We start from the raw sequence: 20,303 nt of genomic DNA, 5'->3' as shown, positions 1-20,303 counted from the left end.
CCCGCGAAATCACGGAATTCAGCGATTTACCCCACGACACGATCTTTCTAGCCTCGCCGCCAGCCTTCTTTGAAGTGGCAGGAGAACGAGGATGAACCGGATCTATCGCGTGGTGTTCAACCGGGCCACGGGCACGTGGCAGGTGGCCAGCGAATGCGCGCGCGGGCGCGGCAAGCCCGGTCGCGCACGGCGCGACGCGGTGCCCCTCGCGGCGCTGGCCCTGCTGGCCGCGGCCCTGGGCGGCGCGGCGCCGGCGGCGGCCCAGCCGGTGCGCACCGAGGGCTCGGTGTGGACCGCGCCCAACTTCAGCGAGCAGCCGACCCCGGTACCTGCGGTGCCGCCATCGCCGTGGGATCTGGGCGGCACCCACCTGTTCGTGGGCGGCACCAGCGATAGCCCGGGCACGGGCCGCATCCTCATTGGCCCGGGTGGCCAGATGGTGAGCGATCCGGACGTCCGCAAGAGGGCCTTGATCGGTGCTGCCGCCGGTGCCGAGGGAAGCGTTCGCATCACCGGGGAAAACGCCCTGTGGCAGCACGGGCGGGGCAGTATCTTCGTTGGCGGGAAGGGGCGTGGATCGATCGTCATCGAGGCCGGCGGCAGGCTCGACACCGAGTCCCTTGTGCTGGGCGAAGAGAGCACCGGTGTCGGATCGGTGGAGGTGACGGGCGTCGGCTCGCGGCTGAGTTCAACCGGCATCCTGCTCGGCCTGGAGGGCCTGGGGACCCTGACGGTCAGCAAGGGCGGCACGGTCGTCAACAGCGACACAGACGTCGGCTACCGGAACGCGACCTCCGGCACCGGCGAGGTCCGCGTCACGGACGAGGGCTCCTCGTGGACCAGCAGCGGCGACATCAGGGTCGGTCGCCTGGGCCCGGGCAGGCTCACGATCGAAAACGGCGCCCAGGTGTCGAGCCAGCGCGGCACGGTGGGCTCTTCCGACCAAGGCGGCGGTACCGTGACGGTGTCGGGCACGGGCTCCGTCTGGCGTCTGACGGGGACGAGGGAGCTGCTGGTCGGCGGCGATGGTTCGGGCAGCCTGCGCATCGAAGCGGGCGGCGAGGTCTCCATGGCCGCGCAGGTGCTCCTGGGTGCCGCTTCCGCGGCCCAGGGCAGCCTGCACCTGCGCGGCAATGCGCAAGGCCGCGGCGTGCTGCACAGCGCCGGCCTGGTGCGCGGCGAAGGCCAGGCCACGCTGGACCTGGACGGCGGCATCCTGCGCGCCGCAGCCGACCAGGCGGAGTTCTTCCAGAACCTGCCGACCGTGGCCCTGGGTGCCAACGGCCTGGTGTTCGACACCAACGGCTTCAACGTGGCGACGGGCACGGCCTTCGCCAGCGATGCCGGCGCGCTGCTCAAGCAGGGTGCGGGCACGCTGAGCCTCACTGGCGCGAGCAGCCTGGGCGGCGCCGCCACCGCGGACGGCGGCACGCTGGCGATCCAGGGCGGGGGCCGGCTCGCCAGCCGCGCCGGCTACATCGGGCGCGCGGCCGGCAGTTCGGCGGCGGTGCGCCTGTCGGGCCCCGGCACTGCATGGACCACGGGCAGCGGCGGCGAATTCCACGTCGGCGAGCACGGGCGGGCCGATCTCCTGGTCGAGGCCGGGGCGGCGCTTTCCAGTGGCTGGACACGCATCGGCGCCTACGGCACCGGCGAGGGCAAGGCCACGGTGACGGGGGACGGCAGCACATGGACCATCGCCGACGACCTGGCGGTGGGCAACGACGGCGTCGGCACGCTCACCATTGCGGACGGGGCGGTGGTGTCGGCCCAGGGCACCGCGGCCACCGTGGGCGTGCTCGCCCCGTCCAGGGGCACGGTGACGGTTCGGGGGGCCGGCTCCCAGTGGGTCAGCCAGGGCATCCTGCGCGCGGCGCGCTACGGCACCGGCGAAATCCATGTCGAGGCCGGCGGGCTGGCCGCGGGCGCACGCGTGCGGCTCGGGGAGATGGCGAGCGGCAAGGGCACGATCACCGTGACGGGCAGCGGCGCGCGCCTGACGAGCAAGGGGGAAGTCCTGGTCGGCAACGCGGGCACGGGCACGCTGACGGTTTCGCAGGGCGGCGCGGTCAGCGGCTATCTGGGGGTGCTCGGCGAACAGGCCGGCGGCTTCGGCTCGGCGACGGTGATGGGCACGGATGCCCAGGGGCAGGCTTCCAGCTGGACCAGCGCCCGCGAACTCACCGTCGGCCAGCGGGGCCGGGGCACGCTCAGCGTGGATGCCGGCGGCCTGGTGCAGACCGGTCGCGCGCTCATCCTGGCCCAGGAAGCGGGCAGCAGCGGCACCTTGCGCCTGCTTGGCGGCGAGACCATCGGCCGCGGCGTGCTCGCTACCTCGCAGATCGTGGGCGGCCAGGGCTCGGCCGCGCTGGACCTGGATGGCGGCGTGCTGCGCGCCACGGGCGATCAGTCGGAGTTCTTCCAGAACCTGCCGGTCGCGGGCGTGGGCGCGCGCGGCCTGGTGTTCGACACCCACGGCTTCAACGTGGCGACCGGCACGGCCTTCGCGGGCAGCACCGGCGCGCTGGTCAAGGCGGGCGCGGGCACGCTGACCTTGAGCGGCACCAGCAACATGGGCCAGGCCGGCACGCACATCGACGCAGGCACCTTGCGCGTGGACGGCACGCTGGGCGGCAACGTGGACGTCAATGCCGGCGCCACGCTGGGCGGCACCGGCACGGTGGGCGGCGCGGGCCGCACGGTGCGCGTGAACAGCGGCGGCACGCTGGCGCCGGGCCACAGCCCGGGCACGCTGAACATCGGCGGCGACCTGGTGCTGGCGGCGGGTTCCACCACGCAGTTCGAACTGGGCCAGGCCGGCACCGCGGGCGGTGCGAACAACGACCTGGTGAACGTGGGCGGCAGCCTGACGCTGGACGGCAGCCTGCAGGCCAACGCCGCATCGGCGGGCTGGTACCGCCTCTTCAACTACGGCACCAGCGACGGCATGGGCCAGCGCAGCGGCGGCTTCGATGCCGGCACGTCGAGCGTGCGCATCGGCGGCGACCCGGCCGCCAGCTACCGGATCACCAGCACGCCGGCGGCGCCGGGCACGCCGGGGCAGGTCAATCTCTCGGTGCAGGGTGCGGGCCAGACGATCCAGTTCTGGAACGGCGGCAACAGCGCCGAGCCGCCCGGCTGGGTGGGCGGCAGCGGCACCTGGCAGGCCATGGCCAGCAACTGGCTGGACCGCCAGGCCGACGGGCCCGACCCCGACCTGAGCCGCTCGGTGGGCTGGGGCAATTCGGTGGCCGTGTTCGGCGGTGCGCGCGGCGACGTGCGCGTGCAGGGCGACATGGCCTTCGACACGCTGCAGTTCCTCACCGACGGCTACACCATCGACGGCGCGCCCGGCGTGGGGTCGCTGGTCATCGCGCCCGCCGCCGGTTCGGCCGCGGCGCCGCGCGGCACCATCAACACCATGCCGGGCGTGCACGCCAGCATCTCGGCGCCGATCACCGACAGCCCCGGCGCCAGCAACGGCCTGGTCACGACCGGCAGCGGCACCCTCACGCTCTCCGGCCCCAACAGCTACTCGGGCGGCACCGCCGTCGAGGCCGGCACGCTGGTGGCCGCCGGCAGCGGCGCGCTGGGCAGCGGCGGCGTCAGCGTCGGCAGCGCCACCTTGCGCGTCGATGCGGGCGTCACCCTGGGCAACGGCATCCAGCTGCGCGACGGCGCCACGCTGGACAACGCGGGCGCGCTGGGCATGGCCGTCGACGCGCGCACGGCTGCGGGCGCGGTGCGCATCCTCAACCGCGCAGGCGGACGGATCGCCGCCAGCGGCGACGCGAGCATCCAGTCGGGCGGCGCCACCGAACTGCACAACGCCGGCACGCTGGCAGGCGACGTGCGGCTGGCCGGCACGGCGCAGCACGCCGTCACGCTGGCAGGCGGCAGCCAGATCGCGGGCGACCTGGGCATCGGCGCGAACACCGCCTCCACGCTCACGCTGGAGGCCGCGGCCGGCACGCGCCAGCGCCAGTCCGAGGCCGTTGGCGGCCGCACCACCTTTGCCGGCGTCCTCGTCAAGGAAGGGGCGGGCACCTGGATGCTGGACCGCGACCTGGGCGCGGCCGACACGCGCATCCGGGCCGGCGTGCTGCAGCTCGGCGAGGGCGGCACGGCGGGCAGCGTGGGCACCGGCCCGATCGCCATCGCCCGGGACGCCAGCCTGGCCGTGGACCGCAGCGATGCGCTCACGCTGGCCGGCGCCATCAGCGGCGAGGGCGCGCTGCAGCAGCTGGGGGCCGGCACCACCATGCTGACGGGCGACAACAGCTACTCGGGCGGCACGGCTGTGCGCAAGGGCACGGTCGCCGTGGGCAGCAGCACGGCGCTGGGCACGGGCATCGTGCGCATGGACGACCGCACCACGCTGGCCTTCGCGGCCGACGGCCTCGCGCTGGCCAACCCCATCGTGTTCACCGGCGAGGACGATCCCACCTTCGACACCGGCCCGAACACCGCCACGCTCAGCGGCGGCATCAGCGGCAATGCCGATCTCAGCAAGAGCGGCAGCGGCACGCTGGTCCTGGGCGCCGCCAACAACGGCTACAGCGGCGCCACGCACGTGGCGCAGGGCACGCTGCGCGCCGGTGCGGCGCAGGCGCTGAGCGCGGCATCAATCCACACCATCGCGGCCGGCGCCGTGCTGGACCTGGCCGGCTTCCACCAGAGCGTCGCGGGCATCACCAACGCCGGCACGGTGAGCCTGCGCGGCAGCCAGCCGGGCACCACGCTGACCGTCACCGGCCCGTGGGTCGGGCAGGGCGGCCTGCTGGCCGTGGGCACCACGCTGGGCACGGACAACAGCGCGAGCGACCGGCTGCTGCTCAGCGGCCCCGGCGCCGTGGCCAGCGGCAACACCTTCGTGCAGGTGAGCAATGTCGGCGGCCTGGGTGCGCAGACCACCGGCCGAGGCATCGAAGTGGTGGGCACCGAGGACGGCGCGCGCATCCAGGGCGGCGCCTTTGCACTGGCTGCGCCCTTGCTGGCGGGCGCGTACGAGTACCAGCTGAACAGCACGGCGGAAGGCGCCTATCTGAGCAGCACGCTGTCATCGCCGCCGCCCGGCCCGGCACCGGCACCATCGCCGGCCCCCGGCATCGGCCTGCCCACCTACCGCGCCGAAGTGCCGCTGTTCGCGGCCTTGCCCGAGCAGTTGCGCCAGGCCAGCCTGGGCATGCTGGCCAACCACCACCAGCGCGTTGGCGATGACGGTGCGCATCCCGAAGCCGGCCGGCGCCAGGCCTGGGGCCGCGTCATCAGCATCGACCGCGAGATCGGCCAGGGCGGCACCGTCGGCGCCACCAGCCGCGGGCGCCTCACGGGCCTGCAGGCCGGCACCGACCTCTGGGCCGAGGGCAACTGGAAAGCCGGCCTCTACGTGGGCCAGCTCGACGGCGACATGCGGGTCAACGGCTTCGCGCGCGGCGTGTGGGGCCTGGCGGCCGGCAGCAACGACCTGCGCAGCCAGTTCCTGGGCGGCTATCTCACGTGGAAGGGCAGCGACGGCCTGTACGTGGACGGCGTGGTCCAGGCCGGGCGCCATCGCTACACCGCCGGCTCGGGCCTGGGCGCGAGCAGCGGCGGCAAGGGGCGCAGCCTGCTGGCCTCCGTCGAGGTCGGCAAGGCCTGGGCCATTGCCCCCGGCTGGCAGGTCGAGCCACAGCTGCAGTTGATCCACCAGCGCCTGCGCCTGGACGACGTGGCCCTGGTCGGCGCCACCACCGTGCAGCAGGACCTGCACAACGGCTGGCAGGCGCGCGTGGGCGTGCGCGTGAAAGGCGAGATCGACACCCGCAGCGGCCCGCTGCGGCCCTATGCGCGGGTGAACGTCCACCGCGGCGGCGGCGGCACCGACCGCACGCGCTTCGCCGCGCCGGGCGGCCTGGCCGACATCCTCAGCGGCACGGGCGGCAGCAGCACCGAGCTGGCCGTCGGCGCCGACTGGCAGGTCACGCCGACGGTGAGCGTGTACGGCGAGGCCGGCAAGCTCTGGGCCTCGGGCGGACAGGCGCGCAACGGGAGCGGGCTCAACGGCAGCCTGGGGGTGAAGGTGCGCTGGTAGGCCTGCGCGCGAGCGCGCCTTCTAGCGGATCGTGGTGCCGGTGGTGGATGCAGAACAGCCGCGTTCCTGTCAGGCAACATCACCAGCCCTTGATTCCCAGCGAAGGATGAGCGCCGCAGCGCACAGGGAAAGCAGCGACGTCGTCAGCATTGCTGCGAGGACATGGACGCGGGCATTCGACGCCTCGATCAGCAGGCCAGCGGCAAATGCGATGACCCCAGCGCCCGCCGTCGTGATCGCCGATGCCAGGCCCAGGGCCGTGCCGGACAGCTCGGCGTAGAGGCGAAGCACGCGAGCGTTGGTCACGGGCATCGTCAATCCGTTGCCGAGCCCCACGCAGATGCATGGGCCAAAGAAGGCAAGGGGGTGATGGACCTGCAACGCGGCCAACACCGCAGCGATCAGCAGACCCGTGCAAGTCAGCAGGCGCCCCGCGACGATCAGGCCGGAGGAAGGCAGGTGCGAACCATGCCGCGCCACTGCATAGCTCGCGACCACGAAGCCTGCAGGAACAAGGCCCAGGTAGATGCCGACCATGGTGGTCGAGGAGGCGCCATGGGCCTGCGCGGCCACCATGGGCGCGCCACCGATGAACACATACAGCGTTCCAATGGCGAACGCCATGCAAAGCGCATAAGCCCAGAACTGCGCAGAGCGCAGCAGCCGGCCATAGCCCTTGTATTGCTGCGCCATGGATGCGGACCGACGCAGGTGCGTTTCAGGAAAATAGCGCAGAACCAGGAGCATGGCGCTGGCGCCCAGAATCACAAAGACAGCGAAGTTCGCGCGCCAGCCAAAGCAGCCGTCCAGCAGCCCGCCAAGAGAGGGCCCGAGCATTGGCGCAAGGGCATAGGCGGACGAGACATATCCGACCTGCGCGGTCATCCGCTCGCCCGCCGTGTCCCGGATCATGGCCAGAGACAGGGCGAACCCCGCAACGGCGCTTCCCTGGAGCATCCGAAAGCCCAGGAAGATGTGGATGCTCCCGGCCAGGCAGCAACCCGCGGAGCCGATCACGAAGATCGCCAATGCAGCCAGCAGAACAGGTCTGCGCCCGAAGCGGTCGGAAAGTGCGCCTGCGATCAGGTGCGTGAACGCCGTAAGCACCGCGTACCCTGCCACGGCGACGTTGGCCGTGGCGAAGTCAGTCTCGAACTCCGTTGCGATGTTCGGCAATGAGGGCACGAACATGTTGAACGGCAAGACGCCCAGCGCGGACAAGCCGATGAGCAACGCCAACGGCGGCCCGCTTGGATGGTGCGAAAGCATGCAGTGCTCCCCAAACCGCCGGCTCTTTGAAAGAGAGGGCGGATGACCTGACGACAACACGAGCCCCATCCCTGTGGATGGGCACTGAGTGGCTCTTGTCGGGTCAACAGGAGCTTGGGTTCACCGGGCCTTGAGGGCCGGGTGAGGGCCGCGCGCATGGCGCAATGCGATGAGCTTGTGAACTCGAGGCCGATTGTGCATCGGCTGCGGCAGGGGCCATGAAGTTGAGCTTTGCTCAATCAGTCGGGCACAAACCTCGCATGGAACCTCCCCACATCCGCCTCATCTTCCAGCGTCACCAACTGCCCCATCTTGCCGTCCGACAACCGGCAGGCGGCAAACAGGCTGTAGCGGCCCTTGAGGTCGTAGCTGGGCAAGTCGACCAGCGCATAGGGCTGCGGCACGAACACCTGGTGTTCGAAGACGATGCGGTGCTCGTTGCGCGGCGAGGGGAAGAGCTTGTAGTCGGCGGTTTCAAAAGAGCGTCCAAGGGCCATGGCGCGACCGTCCGCGCTCTGCCCAATGGCAGAGCGCTGCGCAGATGCATGAGCTTTCAAACAACCTCGCGCATCGAGCCGCCCAGGCTCTCTGTGCGCTGGCTCGGAGCCTTCGACGTCGCGACGGCGGGGAGCCCTGGCAGCGATCGGCCCTTTACCTGGATACCAAATCGGTCCCTACTGAAATCAAGCACTTGCACGATGTGACAAATTCTTGCATTGCGCATCAATTTGGAGGTCATGAGGCATCCGTCATGCCAATTCGCACTACCGCTCACTAGAATTTTTGAACTAATAAGCAGGCTCTTAAGGGAGGGCACAGATGAACGACCGTGCGGTTGAATCCATGGGCGAGGGCCGGTTTCGCGCGTTGAACTGGAGCATACGCATAGGCGCAGGTCCCACTCAGCAGTTTGACGTTCTGGCTGGGTTTGACAATCACAAGCGCCATGGTTCGGCGGTAAGGCAGAGACCAGTCCTGCGGGCCAGGGTTGGAATGGGCGTTGTGTTGATGGGCATGCTGGCTGGGTGCGGCGCGCCCGCCCCGAAGCAATTCGGAGGCTCATGGATGCCAGTCAACCGATTCCAGGCCGCTCCGGCAGAGATCCCTCTGCACCCTTCCTATATCTTCTATGCATCGCCAATGGACGGCACTGTTCAGGCGATGCTCGGTCGTTGGGCCGCTGACAACGATCTTCAGTTGGCTTATGAAGCGACCTCCGATTTCACGCTGCACAAGGCTGCCGCCACTATTCGGACGACGGACTTGCGAGCTGCACTTGCGCATCTCAGCGAGATCTATGCCCCGCAAGGACTCGCCGCCGTGGCCGACGGGCGGCGCATTGTGGTACAGCAGGCCAGCGGTGTTGCGAGCACGAGGCCCTGATGCTCAAGAGAAAGCCCTCTTCTTCGAAGATGGAAGATGCGATCTCGCAGTCGGTCAACTTCGAACTCAGCATTGCGGAAATTGCCGCTCGCAGCGAAAGGCGTGCATGGTGGGTAGCGTGCTGTGCCATCGTCATGGCGCTCATTCTTCTGGGCGGCTACTTTTACATACTCCCGCTGAAAGAGAAGGTTCCGTACCTGGTGATCGCAGATGCATACACAGGAACCAGCACCGCAGCGCGGCTGACCGATGAGGGAAACCTCCAGCGCATCACGACCAGCGAGGCAATCAATCGCAGCAACGTTGCCCACTACATAGCAGCGCGGGAGTCGTATGACCTCGCGCTGACCAACCTGCGCGACTGGACCACCGTCCTGACCATGTCCTCGCCAGAGGTGGCTTCTGGCTACACCAACCTTTATTCGGAGCTGAACCCTGTTAATCCGTACAAGGTATACGGCAAGAACCGGGCGATACGCACGCGGATCCTGAGTATCACCCTGATCGGAGGAAGCGCGAGCGTTCCTCCCAGCGGCGCTACCGTGCGCTTTCAGCGCAGCGTGTTCGACAAACAGACCGGCGGCACCCAACCGCTCGACGCAAAGATCGCCACTCTGGCCTTTACCTACAAGGCCAACTTGAAGATGAACGAGCAGCAGCGCATTGAGAACCCGCTGGGTTTTCAGGTGACCGACTATCGGGTTGACTCGGATTTCGCGTCTCCGCCCCCGGAAGAGGCGCTGCCTTTGGAAAGGGCAACTGAGAGCGCGTCGCGTGCACCGTTTGCGCCCGAGGCTTCGTCTGAAGGCGCGAGCCTGCAACTGCCCTCAATCCCTGCGCCGACCGCACCAGCACCCCCGCTCTCGGGTGCGGGTCTTCCTTCGCCCACCTCTGCGGCCACTGCACCCATTGCACCTGCAGCTGCCACACCGCGCTCAGGAGCGCGTCGCCCATGAAGCCTCTCATTTCATATGAAGCAGCGGTTCTCGCTGTGACTCTGTTCGCATTCTTGCCGGCTGTCGCCCAGACAGTGCAGGAGTACGAATATCAACCCGAGGGCATCTATGCCGTGCGCACAGGGCTAGGCATCACAACGCAAATTGAGCTGAGTCCCGAAGAAAGGATCCTGGACTACAGCACGGGTTTCAGCACCGGCTGGGACCTGAACCGACGCGACAACGTGTTCTACCTCAAACCCAAGAACGTGGATGTGGACACGAACTTGATGATTCGCACCGCGATGCATTCCTACATCTTTGAGCTCAGGGTCGTGGCGACGGATTGGCGAACATTGGAACAGGCGCGCAAAGCGGGTGTTCAGTACCGGATCAAGTTCACCTATCCGGCTGAAACCAGCTTTTCGAAAGAAGCCAAGAGAGTGGCGCAGGCCCCAGCCATGAGCACCGCCTTGCTCAAGGACCGCAGCTACAACTTCAACTATGACTACGCGACAGACAGCGCTGGGGCGCCTTGGTTGACGCCTGTGAGCGTCTACGACGACGCTCGCTTCACGTACCTGCGCATGAGCGACTTGAAACAGTTCCCTACCGGCAACTTCCCCACGGTCTACATGCGTCAGAACGAGCGTGATGAGGACTCTGTGGTGAATACCACTGTGGAAGGAAACACCATCGTCGTTCACGGCACCTACCCCTATCTGGTGGTCCGTCATGGCGACAACGTCATCGGCCTTCGCAGGAACAGTGCAAAGTGAACCAGCATCCTCACACCACCGGCGATGCTGACCCACAGCATCCTCCCGAAGAGCCCGGCCGGGAAGACCTGTTTGCTCTTCCCGGAAATCCCTACGCTGCGCGTATGGAGCAGCCGGCGATGCCGGATCTGGATGCACAAGCACCACAGCTCAGATCGAGCGAGCAGCAGCGCATGAACATGCGCGCAATCGGATTCCTGGTGGCGCTGGTGCTCCTTCTGGGATTGGCCGGCATATGGATGGTTGGCAACGTGATGCGCAGCGAGAAGACACAGCATCGCGAAGAACTGGTCACCGTGCCGGCGGCCCCAAAGCCGCCGCCGCCGCTTCCATCGCCTCCTCCTCCTACGGCCGCACCTATCGTTGCTGCCGAGCCAATTCCCTTAAGTGCGCCTCCGCTTCCTCCGGTAGCCGCGCCCCGGCCGGTATCCCAGGGGCCCTCATTGATGGAGCGTCGCATGGGTGCAGGTCCGGGCACCGTTGCCGTAGCCGGCGATGCAACGCAGCCGGCTGTGGCGAACCCGGTGGCCCCTTTTGCTGGCCTGGCGGGTATACCCGGAATCCAAGGAGTGCCGGGCGCTGAGCCGGCCATCGGGCCGAACAGCGCCTACCGCGCCAAACCCTTGGCGCCCACCGCCAGTGCCGAGCCTCTTCTGCACCCTGACGCCCTCATGGTCCGCGGCACCTACCTGCGTTGCGTTCTGGAAACACGCATCATCACTGACATCCCAGGGTTCACATCGTGCGTGGTGACGGAGCCGGTGTACTCCGTGAACGGCAAGCGGCTGCTTCTTCCAAAGGGCTCAAAAGTACTTGGGAAGTACGACACCGAGCCTAACGGTCCCCGCCTTGCTGTCATCTGGGATCGCATCGTCACGCCCAATGGCATTGATGTAAACATGGCAAGCCCAGGTGTCGACAACCTGGGGGGGGCCGGCCATCCCGGACATCTCGACCAACACTGGTTCTCACGCGTTGGCTCCGCCTTGCTCATCAGCTTGTTCGCCGACGCTTTCAAGTACGGCGCCGCGAAGAACGGGCCGGAGTCGACCACGGTGACCGGCGGGGGCATTGCCGTGCAGTCGCCCTTCGAGAGCTACACCGCACAGACTTTGCAGAGCTTGGCCAGCATGGCGGTGCGGCGCGCAGCCAACCGGCCGGACACGGTCACCATCAACCAGGGAACGGTCGTGAATGTCTATGTCGCGAAAGACGTGGACTTCAGCGGCGTGGTCGCCCGTTTCTGAGATGGATGCGTCATGTCTGCAGACCTGATTGCCGTCGTCTCGAACGAGTTTCTGCAGTACCAGTACGAGGTGCTTGGTATTGCGAAGTTCATGCAATCTGAGGACGTGACGGAAATCTGCGTGAACCGGCCGGGTGAGGTGTACCTCGAGGACCGATCAGGGTGGCGCCGTGAATCTGTGCCAGGGCTCACCTACGCGCGCGCCCTGCAGTTCTGCACAACGGTGGTCAATGAAAGCAAGACCGGACAGCGCGTCACCGATGTAAACCCTGTTGTTTCGCTGACCTTTCCCACCGGGCAACGGGCGCAGTTTGTGATTCCTCCCGCCGTAGAGGCAGAGCGCGTATCGATCACGATCCGCCTGCCTTCGAAGCGCACGCGGACGCTGTCTGAGTACCAGTCGGACGGCTTCTTCAATGAAATTCTCGAGCAGCGCGCGGACATCAGTGAACATGACCGAGAGCTGCTGGAACTGAGATCTTGCCGGCAGTACGCGGACTTCTTCAAGCAAGCTGTGCTCTACAAGAAGAACATCGTTGTTTCCGGCGCGACGGGCAGCGGCAAGACCACCTTCATGAAGTCTCTGGTGAACCACATACCCGCGGATGAACGCCTGGTCACGATCGAGGATGCGCGGGAGCTGTTTATCGAACAGCCGAACGCAGTGCATCTTCTGTACTCCAAGGGTGGTCAAAGCTCTGCCAACATCACAGCGAAGGTCTGCATGGAAGCCTGCCTGCGGATGAAGCCCGACAGGATCATTCTGGCGGAATTGCGCGGCGATGAATCCTTCTACTTCATTCGGAACTGCGCTTCCGGACACCCAGGTTCCATCACCAGCTGCCATTCGGGCAGCACTGAACAGACTTGGGATCAGTTGGCGCTGATGGTCAAGGCGTCGGCTGAAGGCGCTGGCCTGGAGTTCGGCGTCATCAAGCGCCTGCTGATGATGACCATCGACGTCGTGGTGCACATCAAGGCTCACGCGGGCCGGCGTTACATCACCGGCATCGACTTCAATCCCGGGCGTGCGCTGGGGGATGTGGTCGCTTAGGCCGCCGCCACGTTCGTGGAAAAAAAGAGGCACCGTTCATGCTCCCTGCTCTGGACTTTGTGGACTGTCCCAATCTCGCAGTCCCCGCTACGGTGATGCGCCACCTCGTTGAAGTCGAGTCGGGCGCCAATCCATTCGCCATTGGCGTCGTCGGCGGCCGCTTGGTGCGGCAGCCCAGAAGTTTGGCCGAGGCTAGCGCTACGGTTCGTATGCTCGAAACCGCCGGCTACAACTACTCGGTGGGCGTTGCGCAGGTGAACAAGGCCAACTTACAAAGATATGGCCTCGACACCCCCGAGAAGGCATTCGACCGGTGTGCCAACTTGACTGCAGGCGCGGCCATCCTCGCTGCTTGCCGCTCGAGTGCCGGAGGCAACTGGGGCAAAGCCTTCAGCTGCTACTACTCCGGCGACTTCGTGACAGGCTTTCGGCATGGATATGTCCAGAAGATTTACGACTCGATCAGCCGCGGATCCAGCCTGACCACGCAGGCCCCCCAAGCGTCGGTCGTGCCCCCGATCCCAGTGCAGTTGCTCAACGATCAGGGGCCGAAATCAGCTACCCCTGTACGCGTGCCTTCGGCGCCAGCAACTTCTTCGGCAGAGCCTTCCTCTGCCGAGTCGCGGATCGCCATGCGCGTGACGCCGCTGCTCTCCGCTGATGCTGCGAGACCTGTACTCAATGGGGCTGGTATCGCGGTGCCCGCAAGCGTTCGGGCGGCAGCTCCCTCTCACGCGAAAAACTTGAACGCCCCGATCCTTCCAGCGATGGAAGTGCAGGCTGGAGCAGCCATGGCTGCTCGAGACGCGGCGTCAGGTGTTCAGAGGCCGCAAGCCAGCGTGCCCTTGGCTGCCTCGACTCAGGTCTTCGTGCCGCAGGTACGCAGTCTGGGTGCCGTTTCCGCATCCCCTTTGCATGGCGGCGCGTCCGGGTCGCCGTCCACTCCCACCTCGTCCGCCCGCACGGACGACGAAGCGTTCGTTTTCTAGTTCTCGCATCACAACCATCAGGAAGGAAGTTCTCATGACTCATCTCGCTCGCTCTTCGGCACGCCAAATCGATGCAATCAACCTCGGCCAACATCTGCGCGTGCTGCGCCAGGTCGGAGTGGCTGCACTCATCGTGGCGCCCTGCTTGGCACTGGCTCAAGTCACGGGCTCCACCGATCTGGCTTCGACGACCTGTGGCTTCCTCAACAACGTCAAGTCGGTGTTGAACGCAATCTCGATTGTGGTGGTCACGATCGCCGTGATCTTCTCGGGCTATCAGATTTCGTTCGCCCACAAGCGCATCAGCGACGTGGCGCCCGTGTTCATCGGCGCCATCCTGATCGGCGCAGCCAGCCAGATTGCAAACCTTTTTCTCTCTGGAAGCGCCGGTGGCGGCTGCAACTGATGGGAACAGTCCAAGCGGGCCAGTCTTTCGCCTAGGCACAGCATGCAGAAGAACACGATGTTCCGCGGGTGCACCCGCCCGCCGATGTTCATGGGCGTGCCCTATGTTCCCTTTTTCCTGGGCGCAGGCGGCTGCATGCTGCTGGCGATGTACATCAATCTGTTCTGCCTGCTGATGATTCCTCCAGTCATCTTTGTCATGCGCATGATGGCCAAGCGTGACGAGATGATCTTTCGTCTGTACGGCCTCCGGCTGCAGTTTCTGACGCGCGTGCGCAACCGCCAGCAAAACGATGGCATGTGGGTCTTTACGCCCAACACCCATCGTGGGCAATCGAAAGACCATGTCTGATACCCAGGAAACCCAGGCCATTCCCCACGCCACAGCCGCTGCGGCCGGTGCAGCCCGACTCCCAGGCTCCGCCGCGGCGGTCAGCTCTGTTTGCTTCTGAAGAAATTTTCGGCACCAGCCATGTCCACCACGTTCAGCCCCGACACGCCTATCAGCGAGTTCGTGCCGTTGTCCACCCACGTTTCGCCGACGGTCCTCAAAACCACTGGCGGAGACTACTTCATGACATGGCGATTGGATGGTCTGCCTTTTGTCGGCCGTGAAGAATGGGACATCGAGCACAGGCACAACACCTTCAATCGCATGGTGCAAACACTGCGTGCGCCCGACTTCACCAATGTCGCGTTCTGGGTTCACGATGTTCGCCGTCGTCGCAGCGTGGATGACCACGCCCGTTTCAAGGAGGCTTTCAACCAGGAGCTGTCTCAGAGCTACTTCAAGGCCTTGTCTGCGCAGAAGCTCATGCAGAACGAGCTGTATGTGACGCTGATCTACCGGCCTGTCGTCAGCGGAAAACGCTTCGTTGAAAAGTCCGCCGACACCGTTCGGCTGGCAAACGAACAACAGCAGGCCATCGACAAGGTGCTCGAGCTGGCAAGCAACATGGAAGCGGTCCTCAAGGACTATGCCCCCGTGCGCCTGCGCATGTATGAGGCGACCAACGGTATCGTGTTCTCGGAGACCTTGGAGCTCTTCGGCTATCTGCTCAACCGCATTGATGAACCGGTTCCGGTGCTCAAGGCTCCGGTCTACCGTTATCTGCCGGTCAGCCGACAGCGCTTCTCCGCAAAGACGGGTGACTTCGTGATCAGCACCCCCGCGGGCGAGAACCACTTTGGAGCCATGCTCAACATCAAGGAGTACCCTGACGGCACGTTCCCCGGGATCCTCAATGGCTTGAAGTACCTGGATTTCGAGTACGTCATCACCCACTCATTCAGCCCGATGGGTCGGCATGATGCGCTCAAGACGCTCGAGCGCACCCGCGGCATGATGATCTCCTCGGGTGACAAAGCCGTCAGCCAGATCGTGGAGCTAGAGCAGGCCATGGACCAGTTGTCTTCAGGCAACTTTGTGCTCGGGCAGTATCACTTCAGCATCGCCGTGTATGCGCCTGACCAGGCCACGCTTTCCCAGCACATCGCGACCACACGCGCGGAGTTGTCCAACGCTGGCTTCGTTTCGGTGAAAGAAGACCTGGCCGTCAGCGCCGCCTTCTATGCGCAGTTTCCTGGGAACTGGAAGTACCGCACGCGCCTGGCCAACGTCAGCTCGCTCAATTTTCTGGGGCTCTCGCCGTTGCACAACTTTGCAATCGGGAAGCGAGAGAACAATCCCTGGGGCGATTGCGTCACCACGTTGCAGACCGTCAACGGTCAGCCCTACTTTTTCAACTTTCATGCCACCCTGCCAGGTGAGAACTCCCTGGGCGAGAAGGCCATCGCGAACACGATGGTCATCGGCAAGTCCGGCACCGGCAAGACGGCGCTCATTAACTTCCTGCTGAGCCAAGTGCAGAAGTTGGACCCGGCGCCGACGATCTTCTTCTTCGACAAGGATCGCGGCGCAGAGATCTTCGTGCGAGCCTGCGGAGGCAACTACCTCTCACTCGAGAACGGGCAGCCCACCGGCTTCAATCCTTTCCACTGTGGGTTCACAGAAGCCAACGTCCACTTCCTTGCTGGCCTCATCAAAGTTTTGGCGGGCAAGGCTGCGTACACATCTCGCGAGGAAGAGGAGATCTACCGTGCTGTCGAAGCCATCCTCGACACGCCCATGAATCTGCGCACGATGACCAACTTTCAGAAGAGCCTGCCGAACATGGGCGACGATGGGCTCTTTGTGCGCATGCGCAAGTGGACCGCGGGAAACTCGCTCGGCTGGGTTTTCGACAACGCGCGCGACACCATCGACCTGCACAAAGCCAACATCATCGGATTTGACTACACCGACATCATCGATAACCCTGAAGTTCGAGTCCCGGTCATTAACTATCTGCTTCATCGACTTGAAGCATTGATCGACGGGCGCCGTCTCATCTACGTCATGGACGAGTTCTGGAAGATCCTCGACGGCGGCGGGGCTCTCAAGGAATTCGCGAAGAACAAGCAAAAGACCATTCGCAAGCAGAACGGCATGGGCATCTTCGCCACCCAGAGTCCGGAAGATGCCCTGAGCAGCGACATCTCTGCAGCCCTCATTGAGCAGACTGCCACGATGATCCTGCTGCCCAATCCCAACGCCAGCCGCGAGGATTACATCGATGGCCTGAAGCTTACCGAATCCGAGTACCAGGTTGTCGTCAGCCTCGACGAACGGTCGCGGCGCTTTCTGGTCAAGCAGGGCCACATGTCGTCGGTGTGCCAACTTGACCTGCGCGGAATGGATGACGCGCTTGCGGTGATCTCAGCCTCGACCGACAACATCGAGATTCTGCACGCGGTCTTGGAGCGCAATGCTCGGGCTCAAGGTGTTGCGCCCGAGGACCTGCGGCCCGAGCAATGGCTGCAGGACTTCTACGACAACCGGAAGGGCAGCGGCAAGCTTGAGCCACGAGGCCAGGATTCTCGGCGCACCGAGCGTCCGCGGCTCATTGCTTAGAAGACCCTGCCCCAATCGACTTCCACTCATCCGCTCAACCATCTCTCAAAAATCAAGGAGGTTCACCATGGGACTGCACACCCGCACCATTGCCCTTTCAATTGCGCTGGGGACCGCCGGTCTCTGTGCACCGGCGCACGCTCAGGCCCCCGACCCATGCGCTCTTTACCTTTGCATGGCCAGCGTCTCTGGGCAAGGCAGTCCGTCCGCCAGCTGCACGTCGGCGATCCAGTTCTGGCATACGCCTTCACCGGCCGGCCTTGCGGTGTGGACCTACTACCCCGTCGTCAAGTTCTGGGAAGACATCTCCTACCAGGTGCGCCAGCAGTACATGAACAACTGCCAGGGCTCCACCAATACCCCAGGCAACCAAGCCATCTCAAACGCCATCATGAGCCAATGGGGCCGCGTCCCGTAAGCGCAGCCAGCGCCCGCAACGGCCACGGCTCATAGCTTGGTCGATGCAATGCGCGAAGCAATAAACCTCCGGACTCCACCATGAATCGCCGACCCAATCCTCTTCGCCACCGCCTCGCGAATGCCCTGCCAAAGAAGACATTGCTGGGTGCTGGACGCCTGCTTCGCATGACCCTGGTGGGCATCGCTTCCCTGGGTTTCATCGGTATCACGCACGCTCAACAAGGCGTTCAGGTCTACGACACGGAAGCCCGAAGTACGCTCAAGGAGATCAACAAGAACATCGGCGACGGCGACTTGAACAAGACGGCCTCCAGCATTGACAAGACGGCCTCTAGTATTGACAAGACCGCCTCGAACATCCTCAAAGAGATACAGACGAAGGTTTCCAAGCTGGCCTTCACCGCGACCTTGACGCCCAATAACCAGCTTCAGAAGGTCACAAGCACCGCCATGGTCGTACAGAAGGCCTGCCCCGGCCAGGGCAGCATCGCCAGTCAGCAGCTGACCAGCCTGACCACGCTCAGTTCAGGCGATCCCACCACCGTCAAACAGAGGATTTGCCAAGAGCTGATCCAGCTTCGTGTGCAGGCTCTCAACGACAGTGTCGAGATGGTCAATCGCTTCCAGAAGTACAGCGAACAACTCACGGAGATCGACAGCAAACGCGAATCCATCAGCAATCAGGGCGACCTTTGGGCAAATACGAACGAATCTTTGCGGACCCTCAACAAACTTCAGGCAGAGATGGGCTTCTGGCGCACACGCCTGGGCATGTACGAGGCTGCGATCAAGTTTCATGAAACCCAGCAGAACGCGCTGACGCAAGCCAGCGTCAAGGGCAATCAGACTGCCCAGCTGATCCAGACCGGTGCCCTTGCAGCGGCGCTGGCAATTCGCTGACGCGTACGGCTGCCCTTCTGCACATCAAGCAGTCGGACACAACCCATGGGCACGATGAAGCTGCAGGAACCGCTTGAGCTATCCGCCGCCGTGCGACGCCTGGTGAGAGCTGTTGGGCAGGCAGTGGCCTGCACAGGGGCGCCCCGCCACGATCTGGTCTGTCGCAGCGCATTCAGGATCGCCCTGAAGCCAATGCTGATCTGCGTCGCTGCCTTCCACAGCCATAAACGAGCGAATCGCCCACCCCTCCCCCTTCTCCTTGCGGGCATTCAGGCAGGGACAGCATCATGAACGCCGCCTACTTCGCCCTGATCAAGCAATACCTCACCCGGCAGATCAACGACTTCGGGGACAACTTGCTGGGCAGCACGATGACTTTCGCGACCAGCATCGCGCTGGTCGTGCTCACCATCATCATCCTCACCAAAGGGTTCCGCATTTTTACCGGACGCAGCCACGAATCTGCGATGGGCATGGTGCTGGACATGAGCCGAATTGCCGTCATCGTGGCAGGGGCCACGACCATGGCGGTGGGCAACATTCCGCTCAAGCAGATGCTGCTGACGGATCTGCCCAGAGGGGTGCACCATTTGGTGACGGGCAACAACGACTCGCCCGATGAGGCCATCGACAAGGTGCTGGCTTACACCGCGGTGGTGATGAGCGCGATGGACAACGTGCAAGGCCTGAACAATGGCGTCAGCGGCGAGAACGTGGCCAGCGTGGGCCGCGCCTGGGTGATCGGCGCGCTGGGCGTGGCCGGCCCGCCCATCACGGCCGGGGCCATGCTGCTGATGTACACCTTTGCCATCAACTTGTTCGTGGGGCTGGGGCCGATCTTCATCCTGTGCCTGGTGCACGAGTCCACCAAGCAGCTGTTCCATGGATGGCTGAAGTACGGAATCGCGACCATGTTCAGCTTGGCGATTCTGAGCTTCATGTGCTCGGTGATCATGGAGATGATGCTGCGCGTGGCGGCGGCGCTGTGGGCAGCGGGTGCCATCAACACGCTGTTGAGCCTGGGCGATGGGGGAGCGGGCCTGACAAGCCAGGCGATGCAGCAAGGCGGCATCGGGTTGTTGATGACGGTGCTGCTGGTGACCGCGCCGCCCATGGCCGCTCAGTTCTTTGGGGCGACGGTGGGCCAGTTCTCCAGCGTGTCGCAGGTCATGGGCGGAGGCGGGGCGCAGGCCAATGCATCGGGGCTGCCGGGGCAGGTGGGGTACCAGCCGTCGCTTGGTAAAGAGGGACGGGCAGCCGATAGAAGCACTCCCCCGCTCGCTGACAGTACGACCGGAAGCCGCCGAGGGCTTGTTCCGAGCGCAGCAGACGAAGTGAGGCAGGCCCCGGCGCCGTCATTGCCACCGCCAAGGGCACTTAAGGTTGATGGAGGTGCATGATGACCAGACAACTGATACGGGGCGTGCTGGGGCTGCTGCTTGTGGTTTTCGCGAGCTTTGCCGCTCACGCGCAGTGCTCGCCTGGCACCATTCTTTACCACACCCCTACAAACTCTTACTGTGGCCCCGACCCCAACTACACGGGGCAACAGCAACCCCAACAGCGCCCCGAAATCTGGCACGACCGCTATGGCGCTCTAGCTGTGGACACCAACGGCGGCACGTTAGGCGCTGCGATCAACATGCGTAGCCGCAGCGAGGCCGAGAAGACAGCCATGGACGACTGCAGGGCCCAGGGCAACACGAGCTGTGTTCTCGAGAACTCTTATAGGAATGGCTGTACTGCATTAGTAGCGCATGATGCGGGGTACAGCTTCACCACCGAAGACACGCTTCAAGGAGCAATCGATTCGGCATTTGAACGATGTACCAAGCGTAGTGGCAAGAACTGCCGTCTCTACTACCAAGGCTGCAGCTTGCCTGTACGGGTCCGGTAG

At 64.7% G+C, this 20,303-nt stretch carries 16 protein-coding genes; 14 read left to right on the top strand and 2 right to left on the bottom strand.

What is annotated here, in order from left to right; genetic code table 11:
- Positions 1-91 precede the first annotated feature (91 nt).
- Positions 92-6,073 (top strand): autotransporter outer membrane beta-barrel domain-containing protein, encoded by a 5,982-nt coding sequence (locus tag PGB34_RS18880; RefSeq protein ID WP_271429655.1) that lies wholly within the window; start codon positions 92-94, stop codon positions 6,071-6,073.
- A 69-nt stretch (positions 6,074-6,142) separates the two neighbouring features.
- Here PGB34_RS18880 and PGB34_RS18875 read toward each other — a convergent pair whose 3' ends face one another.
- A complete protein-coding gene (locus tag PGB34_RS18875) occupies positions 6,143-7,312 on the bottom strand; it encodes an MFS transporter (RefSeq protein WP_271429654.1) in 1,170 nt (389 codons plus the stop codon).
- Between the two features lie 269 nt (positions 7,313-7,581).
- Positions 7,582-7,839 (bottom strand): hypothetical protein, encoded by a 258-nt coding sequence (locus PGB34_RS18870; RefSeq protein ID WP_271429653.1) that lies wholly within the window; start codon positions 7,837-7,839, stop codon positions 7,582-7,584.
- 322 nt (positions 7,840-8,161) lie between these two features.
- Here PGB34_RS18870 and PGB34_RS18865 point away from each other — a divergent pair, with 322 nt between their 5' ends.
- The 13 genes from PGB34_RS18865 to PGB34_RS18805 all read left to right on the top strand — a co-directional run bounded on the left by PGB34_RS18865 (position 8,162) and on the right by PGB34_RS18805 (position 20,303).
- Positions 8,162-8,725: a hypothetical protein gene (locus tag PGB34_RS18865; protein ID WP_271429652.1), complete on the top strand. Its 564-nt coding sequence runs from the start codon at positions 8,162-8,164 to the stop codon at positions 8,723-8,725.
- Positions 8,725-9,681 carry a virB8 family protein gene (locus tag PGB34_RS18860; RefSeq protein WP_271429651.1) on the top strand — a complete coding sequence of 319 codons (957 nt, stop codon included), beginning with the start codon at positions 8,725-8,727 and terminating at the stop codon, positions 9,679-9,681. Before PGB34_RS18865 ends, PGB34_RS18860 begins: the two co-directional genes overlap by 1 nt.
- Complete coding sequence (locus tag PGB34_RS18855; RefSeq protein WP_271429650.1) at positions 9,678-10,439, top strand: TrbG/VirB9 family P-type conjugative transfer protein; 762 nt, start codon at positions 9,678-9,680, stop codon at positions 10,437-10,439. Before PGB34_RS18860 ends, PGB34_RS18855 begins: the two co-directional genes overlap by 4 nt.
- Positions 10,436-11,686 carry a TrbI/VirB10 family protein gene (locus PGB34_RS18850; RefSeq protein WP_271429649.1) on the top strand — a complete coding sequence of 417 codons (1,251 nt, stop codon included), beginning with the start codon at positions 10,436-10,438 and terminating at the stop codon, positions 11,684-11,686. The genes PGB34_RS18855 and PGB34_RS18850 overlap by 4 nt, the downstream gene beginning before the upstream one ends.
- A 12-nt stretch (positions 11,687-11,698) precedes the next feature.
- Complete coding sequence (gene virB11 / locus PGB34_RS18845) at positions 11,699-12,739, top strand: P-type DNA transfer ATPase VirB11 (protein WP_271429648.1); 1,041 nt, start codon at positions 11,699-11,701, stop codon at positions 12,737-12,739.
- Between the two features lie 38 nt (positions 12,740-12,777).
- Entirely contained in the window at positions 12,778-13,728 is a 951-nt protein-coding gene (locus PGB34_RS18840; protein WP_271429647.1) for a lytic transglycosylase domain-containing protein, read from the top strand.
- 34 nt (positions 13,729-13,762) lie between these two features.
- Entirely contained in the window at positions 13,763-14,134 is a 372-nt protein-coding gene (locus PGB34_RS18835; RefSeq protein ID WP_271429646.1) for a TrbC/VirB2 family protein, read from the top strand.
- A gap of 42 nt (positions 14,135-14,176) precedes the next feature.
- Positions 14,177-14,485, top strand: a complete 309-nt coding sequence (locus PGB34_RS18830; protein WP_271429645.1) for a type IV secretion system protein VirB3 — start codon at positions 14,177-14,179, stop codon at positions 14,483-14,485.
- A gap of 120 nt (positions 14,486-14,605) precedes the next feature.
- Positions 14,606-17,086 (top strand): VirB4 family type IV secretion/conjugal transfer ATPase, encoded by a 2,481-nt coding sequence (locus PGB34_RS18825; protein WP_271429644.1) that lies wholly within the window; start codon positions 14,606-14,608, stop codon positions 17,084-17,086.
- Between the two features lie 67 nt (positions 17,087-17,153).
- Positions 17,154-17,504, top strand: coding sequence for a hypothetical protein (locus PGB34_RS18820; RefSeq protein WP_271429643.1), 351 nt, complete (start codon positions 17,154-17,156; stop codon positions 17,502-17,504).
- 80 nt (positions 17,505-17,584) lie between these two features.
- Positions 17,585-18,406, top strand: a complete 822-nt coding sequence (locus PGB34_RS18815; RefSeq protein ID WP_271429642.1) for a hypothetical protein — start codon at positions 17,585-17,587, stop codon at positions 18,404-18,406.
- Between the two features lie 287 nt (positions 18,407-18,693).
- Positions 18,694-19,806 carry a type IV secretion system protein gene (locus tag PGB34_RS18810; RefSeq protein ID WP_271429641.1) on the top strand — a complete coding sequence of 371 codons (1,113 nt, stop codon included), beginning with the start codon at positions 18,694-18,696 and terminating at the stop codon, positions 19,804-19,806.
- Positions 19,803-20,303, top strand: coding sequence for a DUF4189 domain-containing protein (locus tag PGB34_RS18805; protein ID WP_271429640.1), 501 nt, complete (start codon positions 19,803-19,805; stop codon positions 20,301-20,303). Before PGB34_RS18810 ends, PGB34_RS18805 begins: the two co-directional genes overlap by 4 nt.

Origin of the sequence: Xenophilus arseniciresistens (genome assembly GCF_028023875.1) — a bacterium.
Lineage (GTDB): Bacteria > Pseudomonadota > Gammaproteobacteria > Burkholderiales > Burkholderiaceae_C > Xenophilus > Xenophilus arseniciresistens.
Note: the sequence above shows the minus strand (reverse complement) of the source record. Positions and strands in the feature narration are given on the sequence as shown.

Coding starts and splice junctions, on each gene's coding strand:
- PGB34_RS18815 (WP_271429642.1), top strand. CDS start 17,585: ATGAATCGCCGACCCAATCCTCTTCGCCACCGCCTCGCGAATGCCCTG.
- PGB34_RS18810 (WP_271429641.1), top strand. CDS start 18,694: ATGAACGCCGCCTACTTCGCCCTGATCAAGCAATACCTCACCCGGCAG.
- PGB34_RS18820 (WP_271429643.1), top strand. CDS start 17,154: ATGGGACTGCACACCCGCACCATTGCCCTTTCAATTGCGCTGGGGACC.
- PGB34_RS18825 (WP_271429644.1), top strand. CDS start 14,606: ATGTCCACCACGTTCAGCCCCGACACGCCTATCAGCGAGTTCGTGCCG.
- PGB34_RS18865 (WP_271429652.1), top strand. CDS start 8,162: ATGAACGACCGTGCGGTTGAATCCATGGGCGAGGGCCGGTTTCGCGCG.
- PGB34_RS18880 (WP_271429655.1), top strand. CDS start 92: ATGAACCGGATCTATCGCGTGGTGTTCAACCGGGCCACGGGCACGTGG.
- PGB34_RS18860 (WP_271429651.1), top strand. CDS start 8,725: ATGCTCAAGAGAAAGCCCTCTTCTTCGAAGATGGAAGATGCGATCTCG.
- PGB34_RS18805 (WP_271429640.1), top strand. CDS start 19,803: ATGATGACCAGACAACTGATACGGGGCGTGCTGGGGCTGCTGCTTGTG.
- PGB34_RS18835 (WP_271429646.1), top strand. CDS start 13,763: ATGACTCATCTCGCTCGCTCTTCGGCACGCCAAATCGATGCAATCAAC.
- virB11 (WP_271429648.1), top strand. CDS start 11,699: ATGTCTGCAGACCTGATTGCCGTCGTCTCGAACGAGTTTCTGCAGTAC.
- PGB34_RS18855 (WP_271429650.1), top strand. CDS start 9,678: ATGAAGCCTCTCATTTCATATGAAGCAGCGGTTCTCGCTGTGACTCTG.
- PGB34_RS18840 (WP_271429647.1), top strand. CDS start 12,778: ATGCTCCCTGCTCTGGACTTTGTGGACTGTCCCAATCTCGCAGTCCCC.
- PGB34_RS18830 (WP_271429645.1), top strand. CDS start 14,177: ATGCAGAAGAACACGATGTTCCGCGGGTGCACCCGCCCGCCGATGTTC.
- PGB34_RS18870 (WP_271429653.1), bottom strand. CDS start 7,839: ATGGCCCTTGGACGCTCTTTTGAAACCGCCGACTACAAGCTCTTCCCC.